General features: G+C 39.3%; 12 protein-coding genes. 7 read left to right on the top strand and 5 right to left on the bottom strand.

What is annotated here, in order from left to right; translation table 11 throughout:
- Positions 1 to 58: 58 nt before the first annotated feature.
- The 6 genes from A3Q34_RS01070 (at position 59) to A3Q34_RS01045 (ending at position 8,341) form a co-directional block, all read left to right on the top strand.
- Entirely contained in the window at positions 59 to 1,405 is a 1,347-nt protein-coding gene (locus tag A3Q34_RS01070) for an MFS transporter (RefSeq protein WP_070373684.1), read from the top strand.
- Positions 1,406 to 1,772: 367 nt separating this feature from the next.
- Positions 1,773 to 4,172, top strand: a complete 2,400-nt coding sequence (locus A3Q34_RS01065) for a TonB-dependent receptor (protein WP_070373683.1) — start codon at positions 1,773 to 1,775, stop codon at positions 4,170 to 4,172.
- A 181-nt stretch (positions 4,173 to 4,353) separates the two neighbouring features.
- Positions 4,354 to 6,267: a tetratricopeptide repeat-containing sulfotransferase family protein gene (locus A3Q34_RS01060; protein WP_231907403.1), complete on the top strand. Its 1,914-nt coding sequence runs from the start codon at positions 4,354 to 4,356 to the stop codon at positions 6,265 to 6,267.
- 116 nt (positions 6,268 to 6,383) lie between these two features.
- Positions 6,384 to 7,073, top strand: a complete 690-nt coding sequence (locus tag A3Q34_RS01055; RefSeq protein WP_197517634.1) for a glycerophosphodiester phosphodiesterase — start codon at positions 6,384 to 6,386, stop codon at positions 7,071 to 7,073.
- 185 nt (positions 7,074 to 7,258) lie between these two features.
- A complete protein-coding gene (locus tag A3Q34_RS01050) occupies positions 7,259 to 7,630 on the top strand; it encodes a hypothetical protein (protein ID WP_070373682.1) in 372 nt (123 codons plus the stop codon).
- A 48-nt stretch (positions 7,631 to 7,678) separates the two neighbouring features.
- Complete coding sequence (locus A3Q34_RS01045; RefSeq protein WP_070373681.1) at positions 7,679 to 8,341, top strand: YoaK family protein; 663 nt, start codon at positions 7,679 to 7,681, stop codon at positions 8,339 to 8,341.
- 122 nt (positions 8,342 to 8,463) lie between these two features.
- On the opposite strand, the gene A3Q34_RS01040 is transcribed toward A3Q34_RS01045, so the two are convergent.
- From A3Q34_RS01040 to A3Q34_RS01025, 4 genes are all read right to left on the bottom strand, one after another.
- A complete protein-coding gene (locus A3Q34_RS01040) occupies positions 8,464 to 8,934 on the bottom strand; it encodes an FKBP-type peptidyl-prolyl cis-trans isomerase (RefSeq protein WP_070373680.1) in 471 nt (156 codons plus the stop codon).
- A 308-nt stretch (positions 8,935 to 9,242) separates the two neighbouring features.
- The gene (locus A3Q34_RS01035; protein WP_070373679.1) at positions 9,243 to 9,761 is read right to left on the bottom strand and encodes a CC0125/CC1285 family lipoprotein; all 519 of its coding nucleotides are present in this window, start codon (positions 9,759 to 9,761) and stop codon (positions 9,243 to 9,245) included.
- Between the two features lie 12 nt (positions 9,762 to 9,773).
- On the bottom strand, positions 9,774 to 10,523 hold the full coding sequence (locus A3Q34_RS01030; protein ID WP_070373678.1) for a hypothetical protein: 750 nt from the start codon (positions 10,521 to 10,523) through the stop codon (positions 9,774 to 9,776).
- Positions 10,520 to 11,011 carry an RNA polymerase sigma factor gene (locus tag A3Q34_RS01025; protein WP_070373677.1) on the bottom strand — a complete coding sequence of 164 codons (492 nt, stop codon included), beginning with the start codon at positions 11,009 to 11,011 and terminating at the stop codon, positions 10,520 to 10,522. The genes A3Q34_RS01030 and A3Q34_RS01025 overlap by 4 nt, the downstream gene beginning before the upstream one ends.
- A 119-nt stretch (positions 11,012 to 11,130) precedes the next feature.
- Here A3Q34_RS01025 and A3Q34_RS01020 point away from each other — a divergent pair, with 119 nt between their 5' ends.
- Entirely contained in the window at positions 11,131 to 12,471 is a 1,341-nt protein-coding gene (locus A3Q34_RS01020; RefSeq protein ID WP_070373676.1) for a S8 family serine peptidase, read from the top strand.
- Here A3Q34_RS01020 and A3Q34_RS01015 read toward each other — a convergent pair.
- A complete protein-coding gene (locus tag A3Q34_RS01015) occupies positions 12,468 to 13,385 on the bottom strand; it encodes a surface lipoprotein assembly modifier (protein ID WP_070373675.1) in 918 nt (305 codons plus the stop codon). The two genes, A3Q34_RS01020 and A3Q34_RS01015, sit on opposite strands and share 4 nt — an antisense overlap.
- Positions 13,386 to 13,431: the final 46 nt, after the last annotated feature.

The raw sequence follows: 13,431 nt of genomic DNA, 5'->3' as shown, positions 1-13,431 counted from the left end.
AGAGCCAGTGTTTTATAGGAGTCCCGTTAACTATATTACAACTGTTCACAGAGAAATTATGTCTAACCGACCCCCACAGCAATTAAATATTATTATCGCCATGTATCTTGGCTATGCCGCCATGATGATTTGTCGTCAAATGGTCACTATTCTTAGTCCTGCCTTGCTTGCCGATGAAACCTTAGCCTTAACAAAAACTAATCTGGGTGATTTTGCTGCTTATGGTACTTTAGGTGCATTGGTTGGCAAGCTCATTTGGGGACCCCTTGCTGATATTATAGGTGGGCGCTTTACTTTTTTGATTGGCATTTTTCTAACGGCGCTCTTTGTTATTGCTTTTGGACTCTCTCCTAATGTAATGGCTTTTACTGTTTTTTCATTCCTATTGTACTGTACAAAATCTTCAGGTTGGCCAGCGATGACCAAACTGGTTGGAGAATGGTATCACCCTCATCATTACGGGCGAGTTTGGAGTATTATTTCTACCAGTTCTAGATTCAGTGTTGTGTTAGCGACTTTATTCTTTGGTTGGTTATTAAGCTTTATGGATTGGCGTTCAGTCGCTTTCATCGCTGCGGCTTTTGGACTGGTTGTTTTTATTGGTTGTTATTTTTTTCTACAAGAAAAACCAGAAAACCCCAACTTTTTTAGAGAAATTGAAAGTGATCATACTGATACCAGTGCCGAAGGTATAGCGCTAGCCAAAGCAGCAAAGCAGGCAGTTGATAACAAATATAACCACCCACTTCAAGATACGAGTATGGGTGCAGGTATGTTGGCATTTATTAAAAGTCCAAGAGTTTGGCTCGTGGTGCTAATGCTAATGATGCTTACTTGTATGATGGCCTTTTTAGACTTTGTTGCCGTTTATCTTATGGAAACCTATCAATTATCTCCTTCACAAGCAGCAATGGCTTCTACTATCTTCCCCGTAGGTTCTTTGGCTGGATTGTTAGCTTCGATAGCATTTTACGACCGATTTTCAAAGAAAGGTATTCGCACCGTATTAACGATAGCAATGACTCTGAGTTTATTGAGTATCCTGACCCTGAAGTATTTATCTTGGTTTGATTTGAGTGTTGAAGTGAATTACATTGTCGCTTTGAGCGCAATTTTCTTATTCGCCTTTTCAATTTCTCCCGCTTATTACCTACCTATGTCAATATTCTCTATCGAATATGGTGGACCCCACAGTGCAAAATTGGTGAGTTTTATTGATGCTTTTGGTTTTGCGGCCAGTGCAACATTTGCTTTTATTGGCGGCAGGTTAGCTGATAGTGCGGGTGGTTGGTCTAGCTTTATGAATATGCTTATATTGATTTCAGCTGTGGGTATTATATCTGTTTGGGCATTTATGCATGCGGAATATAAAGCGGCAAAGTCAGGGGAAAGTGTCGTCAAGTAAGGTATTTAATGCGATAAACTCTTTAACCCTTTAAGAGTTTATCGACACAAGCTTAAATAAACCCCGTGAGTCGTTCTAAACGTTACTTCTTCAAAATACCATCTTTTCACCGAAGTTTGCTGTTTATTTTAGCTATATTCAGTAATCTTTCCGATATTGTAGTATGCTACAACTCAAAAATTTCTGTGATATTAATCATTAAGTTATATTACAGGCTATTTTAACGACACAGCTGTTTGCGAAAACTTTTGACGGTTTGTCACAAAGAAGCAAAAGGCTGTCACTTGATAAGCGTTTTGCTTCGATATTGATCTATTAATTTACTTAGTATCTGCTAAGTCACAGAAAATAATCAACGAGGGTACTTATGTATCATAAAAACCGACCAGTTAAAACCGTATTGACCATGGCAATCGCTCTTGCATTGAGTAGTAGTGCCGTTCAAGCTCAGGAAAAGAGTAAAGCAGAAGACAAAAAAGTTGAGACTGAGCGCCAGATCGAAACTATAACGGTTACTTCAACTCGCCGTTCAGAAAACCAACAAGCAGTGCCGCTTGCTGTTCAAGCCATTAGTGGAGCACAACTTCAGCAACTGGGTATTGACAGCTTTGAAGATTATATTGCATTACTACCGGGTGTTAGCTCTGAAGGTCAAGGTCCTGGTAAGCAAGAAACCTATATCCGTGGTGTATCCGCCGGTCGTGCTGATGTTAGACTTGCAGGCATAGGGGGCGAGCCAAGCGTTGCTTTTTACCTTGATGAAACTCCAATCACTACTCCAGGTCGTAATATAGATTTATATGCGGTTGATCTGCAACGTATCGAAGTGTTAAAAGGTCCTCAAGGCACATTGTTTGGTGCTAGTTCACAGGCAGGTACCGTTCGCCTTATTACCAACAAACCGGAATTGAACGAATTTAGAGCCGGTGGCGAGGTAGGTATGTCATCGACCAAGAGTGGTGGCATCAGTAATAAAACTGAAGGTTATGTCAATCTTCCTATTATAGAAGATGAGTTTGCCATACGAATTGCAGCTTATAATTCTACTGATGGTGGGTTTATTGATAATGCGCTGTCTACAACGCAATTACCATTAACTAATCCAGCACTGGGTGGCAGCGTTCCTTCATCTCGACAAGTAGTCAGTAACTCTACACTTGCAAAAGATGATTACAATGAAGCGACACACCGTGGCGTCAGAATTAGTGGCTTATGGCAAATCAACGACGAATGGGATTTGTTAGTACAGCACACAAACCAACAGTTAGATACTGAAGGTTCTTTTGAATATGATCCGTCTATCAGCACTGAAGACGACTTAAATACAGCCACTTTTTCGCCGACGGCTGGTGATGATAAAGTTGACCTAACACAGTGGACATTGAATGGAATGCTTGGCGGCCTTGAAGTTATTTATAACGGCTCGTTCACCAACCGCACGTTCCAAGGTAATACTGACTATACTGCTTATATAGAAATAGGACCATATGTTCCTTACTACATTTGTAGTTACCCAGGTTATGATGAATGCTTTAGTCCTGTGATGACTACTTCTGAGCAGTTTGAAACAGAACGCGTTGTGCACGAAATTCGTGTTGCAACCAATGCGGAAGACCGTTTTAGAGCGATTGGTGGTGTTTTCTATGATGATCAGCAACTTAATACGTTAACTGACTTTACTTATGCGGGTTCTATCGCCGCTGGATTTTCACCAAACTTCCCAATACCGGGTGCTTTCACTAACACCGATGGCAGTGCTCGACCGCCGGGCGTAACTTATTTCAATGATTATCAATCAGACCGTGAAGAAATGTCTGTATTTGGTGAGCTTGCTTACGACGTTACTGAAGAGGTAACCGTAACAGTTGGTGCACGTCACTATAATATTGAAATGGGCTTGATGGGACAATCTCCTTTCGGTCAAAGAGCATCTGGACCAGAGGCAGATGCCGGAACCAATGTTGATTCAAGACTGGCTGGTTTATCGCCTGCAACGATATCGGGAACGATTTACAAAGCCAATATACGCTGGGAAATGAATGCTGACGCGATGTTTTATGCTACGTATTCTGAAGGCTTTAGAGGCGGTGGATTCAATCGTGCAGTTGGCACTGGTGGCATTCCTGCTACTTTTGATACCGATGATGTTGTTAGTGTTGAATTAGGCTGGAAAACAACTTGGCTTAATAATACTTTGCGTTTTAATGGCGCGATATACAATGTTGATTTCAGTGACATGCAGCAAGGCGTTCTTGATCTTAGTATCGCTAATAGCTCATTCTTTGATAATGTTGGTTCTGCTGATATCAATGGTGTTGAATTTGAACTTAACTGGGCTGCGACCGATAATGTCGACCTTTTTGGCTCATTTAGTTACATTGATTCAGAGTTGACTGATATTCCAAACACCTTAGTTAATATAACACCAGTAGGGTCTAATCTCCCTTACGCACCAGAAAATGAAGGTGTGGTTGGCGCGCGTTACTATCAAAATATCGGCGACTTTGCTGCTGTTTTTCAAGGCGTATTTAAATGGACAGACTCACGTTTTAATAGCTTAGTTGCTGCTGATCGTGTTGAGTTACCGTCTTATAATCAAGTTAACCTATCTGCCTCTATTGGAAAAGATGACTGGAAAGCAACACTCTTTATTGACAATGCTACCGATTCTCTTGGACAAGTTGCTGCGGGTTCAGCTGATAATGTCTTTAGGGTTTCACCAACGAGACCTCGCACAGTTGGCTTCAGAATAAGCTATGATTATTAGCATTTTACATTATTTTAAAGTATTTTAAGATAAGATAGGGTCGGCGTTTAATAACGTCGACCCATTTTTTTTGTATATTTATAGACAATATCAACCATCTCTTGATATTTACCGAGACATTATTTTGCCAAATCAATTGAAAAACCTCCAACCAGACCAAGTTATTAAACAGTGTCAACTTTTGATTCAAAAAGGCCACTTAAGCCAAGCAGCTAAGAACCTAGAAGATATGCTTGAGGAAAATCCAGGGCATATTGAAGGTGTTTATTGTCTTGCAGTCTGTCAGCGTAAACAACAAAAATATAATCTGGCTATGGCAAGTCTTGATCAAATTCTTATAAAACAACCGGACCATGGCCGGGCGCATCAAGAGCAAGGTTATACTCACAAAGCAATGGCGAACACTAGCCAAGCGATAGCATCCTTTGAAAAAGCAGTCGCCTTAAATCCAGCTTTGTTTGGAAGTTGGCGCGCTTTAGCAGACCAACCTGGTTATCCGATGCATCAGGAAGCAAAAAAACGTGCTGATTGGCTCTCCAGTTTGCCGCCAGCATTAGTTTCTGTTTCTAGCTTAATATATCAAAAGCAATTACATCGCGCTGAATGGCTCTGTCGTCATTTTCTCAAAGACAATCCCCATCAACCAGAAGCTATGCGCTTATTGGCTGAGTTAGGAACAAAGTTTCAAATTCTTGATGACGCGGAATTCTTATTAGCCAGCTGCCTTGAATTTGAACCAAATTACAAAAGAGCACGCCTTGACTATGTTCATGTTCTGCATAAACGACAAAAATTTAATAAGGCACTTGAGCAAGCAAAAATTCTATTAGATTCAGACCCGGAAAATGCAACGTTTAAAATTGGTCTCGGCAATGCGCAACAAGCCACTGGAGATTTTGAAGCAGCTATAAGTACCTTTGAAAGTGTATTGGATAGCAACGCAGCTAATTATTCTATCTATTTAACTCTCGGCCATGCATTAAAAACGATGGGGCGTGTTGAAGACGCGATCCAAGCTTACCGTAAAAGCTACGATCTCAAACCTGACTTTGGTGATGCTTTCTGGAGTTTGGCCAATTTAAAAACTTACCGATTTACCTCTGATGAACGTCAGCAAATGAGGGTTCAAGAAGCAAGCGCGACTACATCGATAAATGATAAAATTCATTTTTGCTTTGCGCTTGGCAAAGATTTAGAAGACAGTGAGCTCTTTGACGAAGCCTTCTCTTTTTACCATCGCGGCAACAAACTCAAGAGCGAGCAAGACAAATTTGACAGCAAATCTCTCGAGTTATCGTTTGAATTTCAGAAAAATAATTTTGACGCTGCGTTTTTCAATCGCCATAAACAAACCGGTTGCTCTGCTGCAGATCCTATATTTATTGTTGGACTACCCAGAGCGGGGTCGACACTTTTAGAACAAATACTCTCTTCACACTCACAGGTCGATGGGACAATGGAATTGGCCAACATTATCGGTCTAGCACATCGCTTAAATGGTCGACAAGCCACGCGTGACACCCCCAAATACCCGAGTATTCTAAGCAATATTACTGCTGCTGACCTCACTAAAATGGGCGAGCTGTATATTGAAGAGACTCGGCATCATCGCCAAGGAGCAATGTTCTTTATCGATAAAATGCCAAACAATTTCCGGCATATTGCGCTTATCAATCTGATCTTGCCTAATGCGAAAATTATCGATGCGAGACGTGATGCTTTGTCCTGTTGTTTTAGTGGTTTCAAACAATTGTTTGGTGAGGGGCAGCAGTTTTCCTATGATCTTGAAGACATTGGACATTATTATCGAAGTTATGTTGAGTTGATGGACCATTGGGACAAAGAATTACCCGGTAAGATTTTACGTGTGCAGTATGAAGATGTGGTTGCCGATCTTGAAAGCCAAGTTAGGCGCATATTAGACTATTGTGGACTGCCTTTTGAGCAGGCTTGTATTGATTTTCATACAAATAAACGCGCTGTTCGCACGCCTAGCTCTGAGCAAGTTCGACAACCTATTTATCAAAGTGGTCTTGAACAATGGCGTAATTATGAGTCTCATTTAACACCATTAAAAAAAGCACTAAAAAGCTAGGTATGCCTTCTAAATTGCTAGAACTGTTTTTATAGCTGTTGGCTGTTAATGAGCGCTATGCGTATTGATATGGTCGTGTTAATGATTTTACTATAGAAAATAAAGAGAAATAAATTTTGGATAAAAAGATACTAAAAATAGGACATCGTGGCGCAATGGGTCATGAACCTGAAAACACGCTAAGGTCTTTTAAAAAAGCATTAGCGTTAAATGTTGATGCGATCGAATTAGATGTATATGTATGTAAAACAGGTGAACTTGTTGTTATACATGACGATAAAGTAGACAGAACAACTAATGGTATAGGCTATACTGAAGATAAAACCTTTGTTGAGCTAAGACAACTAGACGCGGGAAAAGGTGAACTTATACCAACACTTGAAGAAGTCTTGGATCTTGTTGATAAAAGCGTGATAGTAAATATAGAATTAAAGGGAAGAAGTACCGCAATTGCAACGTATCAGGTAATAGATAAATACATAAAAGAAAAGGGCTGGTCTGAGCTTGATTTTATGGTTTCTTCATTTGATCATCATGAATTAAATAAATTTAAACATTTGTATCCTCAAATACCCATCGGTGTTTTGCTTGAAGGCGTTCCTCTTTCTTATGCTGATTGTGCCGTTGAACTTAATGCTCAATCCATCAACTTAAGTCTAGATTTTATCAATCAGGACTTTGTTGATGACGCACATCAAAAAGGGTTACAAGTTTATGTTTATACGGTTAATGACTATGATGACATTGCCAAAGTAAAAGAATTAAATATCGATGGTATTTTTTGTAATTTTCCAGAAAGATTATAATTAAGACACGATTGCCTGCGATACTAAACGAGAAATAGCGTGGGATTTTGTATGGGGTGTTTTGATTTGAAAATCCCTGTTATTTAAAGATGAACTAGATTTTAATGTTAACGCACATGAGTATTATTTATTTTGCGATAAAATATATATTTAGTTTATAAGCCAACTTATCAGGGATCTAATGTATGCGTCGTGGGGAAAAGCAGTCAGAAAATAGTGAAAACTATGTTCCAAATGATATCCCTTTACCACAGCGGGTAGCTAAAAAAATACTTATTATTTTTTTACTTTGCTATGGCACTTATGGCGTCTACAGCGGTACTCTTTATCTCCCCCTAGGAAGAGGTGAAGTTACCTTTCAAGGTAATGCAGTATATTTTTCTTTTGCTGCTCTTTTGTTAGGTGCTTTATATCTTTTGATTGAAATTATCGATCATTACGATAAAAGGAATAATGAATTCTCATATAAACGTATAAAAGGTGTAATTAAAGGACTTGCTGCTTTAATATTGTTATTTACTATCGCTATAAGTGCCGCACTTACACAAGAACTATAAGTCACTCAAATCGGCGCTTAACGTGGCATTTGTGATTAAAGGATTATCGTGATATCAAAATTACCTCGGTGGGTAGAGTATGGCTCGTTTGTTTTAGCACTGGTTGCGGGCTTTATTAACGCTGTTGGACTTTTAGGATTTAATCACCAATCTATTTCACACTTATCTGGAACAGCAACACTGCTTGGCGTAGGTGTTTTAAACTCAAGTTTTTCTAATACGCTTCATTTGGTTTTAATTCTGCTTAGCTTCTTAGTAGGCTCTGCCATATCAGGCTATTTCCTAAATAGTGGTTCGTTAAAGTTGGGTCGTAATTACAGTCGACTGCTTATCTTGGAGGCAATCATTATTTTCGCATCAATGTATTTCTTATCCAAGGGATCACTATTTGGCCATTATTTAGCTTCAGCTGCATGTGGGCTTCAAAATGCACTAGTGACAACCTATAGTGGCGCTGTTGTTCGAACAACACATGTAACTGGGTTATTTACCGATCTTGGTCTTATGTTAGGTTCAAGACTTCGAGGCGAACTCTTTGATAAAAGAAAGGCGGTATTGTTTCTACTGATAATAACGGGATTTATTGTTGGTGGGGGATTCGGTGCTTATTTTTTCAGTATGTTTAAGTTTAATGCTTTATTAATTCCTGCTGTTATTTGCTTGCTATTAGCATTGTTCTATTCAGTTTACAGTGCAAAGGTGAGTAGTTAACAGCCGTATGTTCGCTGTTATCAATACAAAATATAGTGGCTATTATATGCTGGCAAGACCTAATCATCTGACTAAATAAAACAGCAATGATATTTCTATTATTGCTGTTTTAGATATTTTATTTACTGAATGTCGAGTAGTGTCACTTCAAAAATAAGTAACGAACCGGGGGTTATTTTTCCTGCAGATTTATTGCCATAGCCTAAGCTAGATGGAATAAAAAACTTAAATTTATCACCAACAACCATTAATTGAAGACCTTCAGTCCAGCCAGGTATCACTTGGTTTAAGCCAAAACTAATGGGTTCACCGCGATCAACTGAGCTGTCAAATACACTGCCATCGAGTAAAGAGCCATGATAATGCACTTTCACTTTTGAACTGGCACTTGGGTGCTTTAATCCATCACCTTTTTCCAATACTAGATATTGCAAACCTGAAGCTGTTTCAACAACATTTTCAAGGGTTTTATTTGTAGCTAAGAACTGGTTAGCTATCGCTATATTTTCAACCGCGGCTTTTTTATCATTTGAACTTTTTGAAATAAAGAAAATTACCAAGGCAATAATTATAACCAATACAACATATTTCATAACTGATCCGATTAATTTGAATTATTGTGTATTCTAGCATTCGATTCTTTTGCAGGTCACATTAATTTAACGTTAATATGAGTGCTATGTTTTTTATTGTTAGGTAAGTGGTTTATTTGCATGGGTATTAATTCATTCAAAAGAGGTGTCTTATGCTATTTACAGTGATGGGGCCTTGAATATTTACCCTTTAGTTATTGAAAAACCCGGTAACATTCATGTTACCGGGTTTAATAGGTAGATTAACAGCTACCTCAAGTTATGTGATTATTGCTAGCGTTTACATTAGCTATTATCACATGTTTTTTCTAATGCTTATCCAGTTTTTGTGACAAGTTTTCAATCACATCAACGGCGCTATAAGTCGATTCATTAGGCATAATGCCTTTGCCCATTCGAATCTCTAAAATACTATGCACTTCTTTACGGTTATTGCCGCTATTAAAGGCAATTCCTATTTCACTATGTGGACGTTGGTAGGTTTCACAGTTGAATAGGCCACAACGGCGTTCAATGCGCTGTTGATGCGATAAACCAAACGCAGAGGCAACCTCTACTTTTTGAGACTCAACAAAAGTTTCTTTATTGGTCACGACAAACCAATCAAAACCTTGCTTTTGAGTGAGCTCCGCGGATCTTAATAGCGCATAATCAGCTGCATCAGCGACACTGTTAGAGATGATTTTAAATTGTACACGATACCTATCACTGGTAATTTTTTGCTCACTATAACCTGATGACCCTTTAGTTGCAGGGCGGTAGTCAGGTTGAGAAGCACAAGCTGATATTAATAAAGTTACGAATAAAAAGGGAATAAATGATTTCATAATGTACCTCGGTTATTGTTTATTTGTTTGCCAGTTATTGTTTATTGCTCGTTGTTCTTGAGCGCTATCCATTGCTTGTCCTTTGATCATCTCATCTATAGCGCTGTCTAGTTGTGCCTTGTTACTGGCAACACGGTAATTTTCCATATCTTGGGAAAACGCTACGTTTTTGGTGATTTTAAGCTGCCACTGCTTATTTTCTTTACAGGCAATGTTGATACTGGCCGCTTGTAAATTAATGTGCTGAAACTGACGACAAAAATTACCCGCATGATTAGTGAAACTTAAATTAGCCATTACCTTATCACCTTGCTTTGTTGACGACATTTTGCCACTTTTTGCCTTATCTAACACTTGTGATATCTCTGCAGTAATCGCAGTTGTTTGCTCTGACTGCATTAGGGTTATTGTTCCTACACCAAATATCATCGAAATACCTGCCGCTAAGGCGTAATGTTTTTTAATCTGTTGGTTAACACTTTTCCAGCGTGACAAGCTAACAACATTTTCAGGCGTCTGGTTTTCTTTATTTTCTGCTATTTTTTTATCTAAGGTTTGTGCTAAAAGTAATATACCATCAGGCATTGTAGTGCTATCAATAATGGCAGCATTTTCGTCAACCCAGTGATCAACTTGTGATAAGTCAGCTAAACGCATCACTAAATCGTCGTCAGTCTCTAGCGCACAACGGACCTCTTCCATTGCTTCTTCGCTCAGTTCGGCGTCTAAAAATGCACTCAATATTTCATTGTTTATTTTCATAAGCCTGCTCCTACTTGATAGGGTTTCATCATATCCATTAGTGCAACCCGAGCTCGAGATAGCCGACTCATCACTGTACCAACAGGGATCTCCATAGAAGAAGCCACTTCTTTATATGACATGCCTTGAACGGCCACTAAAGATAAAATTGCCCGTTGATCGTCAGGCAAGGTACTCATCGCTTTATTAACGTGTGCCAGCGTTTCTTTGTTGTCAAATTGTTGGTGTTCATTAGCTGTTTGCGGCTCTTGAAGCTCTGGTTTGAGTACCGCATTCTGCCTAACTTTTCGTGACCGATATTCGTCAATCCAAACATTGCGACAAACCTTAAATGCCCACCTAGTTTCGTCTACTCCACTAGGCACACCTTTATTGAGTATTTTTTCTAGCGTGGTTTGAACTAAATCATCTGCATCAGCAGGATTACCCGTTAAAGAGTAGGCAAAGCGTCTTAGCATTGGTAGTATATTTTCTATAGGTTTATTCATTTTTTACTCCTCTCTACTAAGTAGACGTATCTAAAAAATATTTATTCCATAAAAGGAAATTTATTTTTAGTTGAAACGTTTTATTAACGACACACTTATTTTTTAGGCTGAAGACTAACATGAAAACCTTACCATTTACCGCCATATTTATTTCAATTCTTAGTACATCGCTCCCAGCACAACAACTTACTAGCGGTAATGTATTAGGAAATATAACCTTAGTAGATCGCAATTTAGGCGATATTAGCCAGCAAATAAAAGTACCGCGTATACTAGCGCCATTTGCGTTAAGTAGCTTGCCCAAGATTGATAAATTGACCACTGAGCCACTAACGGCTTTACCTGATTCATTATCAATAGAAACAGTCACAGGAAAACACCTTTGGTTTGATGTTGAGGTAGAACAGGGATGGCGAGCCGTGAAGGGGCAATGGATACTCCTAGCCGACGACCTTAATAAGGCACGCTTAATTGGCCAGGGTGCGGTGATAATTAACGAGTCTCGTTATTCTGGTTTGGGCATGACATTGTTACGTTTTAATGTGCCACAAGCTCTAGACTCAAAGAAAGCCTTAATAAATATACTTTCTGCCAAAGCGTCACTGAGTTTGGTTAGAAATCATATTTATCAAACACAAAGTCAAGCCCGTCAGCTTACGGATAAAAAAGTAGTTGGTGAAAAGCTAAAAACTCAAAGCCCACTTAATGCTTGTCAGCTAAAGGTAAAAGTTGGCCTAGTTGATAGTGCAATAGACACCAACCATGATGCTTTTAAGCAGGCAAATATTACCGCAAAGTCATTTTTGCCTGCTGAATTAGCTGCCTCAGTTCAACACGGTACCGTGATCGCAAGTTTATTGGTTGGCAAGACAGAGCAGTTGGTACCGCTTTTACCACAGGGGCAAATTTACTCGGCAGAAGTATTTTACCAGCAGTCAGATTATGTTCAGGGGGCAACTTTGTCAGCGATGATAGCGGGAATAAATTGGCTAATAGAACAAGACGTAAAAGTGATTAATATGAGTTTAGCGGGCCCAGATAATAAAATTTTGCAGGCTGTGCTTACTTCGGCCATGGCAAAGGGCGCTTTAATTATTGCTGCAGCGGGTAATGAAGGACCGGCGGCTCCACCGATGTTTCCAGCGGCTTATAAAGAGGTTATTGCGGTGAGTGCTATTGATCAATTTCAACAACCTTACCGTTGGTCAAATCGCGGTGATTATATCGATTACTCTGCCTTAGGGGTTAATGTCTTAACGGCACAAAGTGGTCAGCGGGTGGGGCGGGAGTCAGGCACATCGATTGCCGCACCTTACGTAACCGCAGCTTTAGCCTGTTTAATCGCAAAAATTGGCGTCAATAGAAATCAATTACTAGAAGGGCTCAATGAATCAACAATAGATTTAGGTCCTCGCGGTAAGGACCCTATTTATGGTGTCGGCGCGATAATAAGCCGTTAAAATTGCGCTTTAATCGCCAAGGTCGAAAGGGTTTGAGTGTATGTTTGGCTATCAAGCTCTGAACGGTAGTCGCCATATTCAACGTTACCAATAACCACTAAATGTTCGTTAACGTTTAACTGCCACTGTCCGTGAAATATATGCCTATGTTCATCTGCTTTTGATTCACGCTGACTAGGGATATCATTATTGCTAACTGCTTGAAAATCTTTCGATTGAAAACGCCAACCGATAGTTGCTTTGTGAGCTAAGCCAAATAATTCAAATTTTTGAGATAACTTAGTGTTAACCCCATAGCCACCATAATTAAACTGTGAGTCTTTTGCCTTTTCTTTATCTGCGCTAAGTCCTAGCATTAGCATAGTGCGACCGTCGTTGATAAAGTGAAACAATTCAGTACTTACAGCAAAAGTGTTGGCATTTCGGCGAGTTATAACTGCAAAGTCTTTACGCTTTATTTTAAGGCTAGTGCGTAAAAATGTTTGGGGTTGAAGAAAAGTTCCCAAGTAAATACTGGCTTGTTGAAAGGTTAAATATGTCTCGCCAGCTAATTTAGCTTTAGCACCATCATAACGTAGTCCTAAATCTTTTTCCTGCCATTTATAGGTCCCATCAATACTGACTTGATGTAAGGCAAGATCAAAAGAATCTAACTGATGATAATCTTGGTCATTATATCGATATGATGACGTTAACTTTGCTTTATTATTAAACGTCCACAAGCCAGTAACCGCAGCCGTTTTTTGAATGCCACTGTCACCCTGTGAGGAAACTTCATCAAGCTCATCGACGCTAAGCGCTGAGTTGTTTATTAAAGCCAAGGAAGCCTCACCACTAAAAGTAAATGTCTCTGGCGTTGCTGCCATCACTTGCATACTAAGGATGCACCCTAAACTGCTCAACATATATTTCATCTTAATTTCCTCAAATAGGATGCGCCAGGGTCACTGGCGCATTTAA

The organism is Colwellia sp. PAMC 20917, assembly GCF_001767295.1.
In the GTDB taxonomy this organism is placed as follows: Bacteria; Pseudomonadota; Gammaproteobacteria; order Enterobacterales; family Alteromonadaceae; genus Colwellia_A.
Note: the sequence above shows the minus strand (reverse complement) of the source record. Positions and strands in the feature narration are given on the sequence as shown.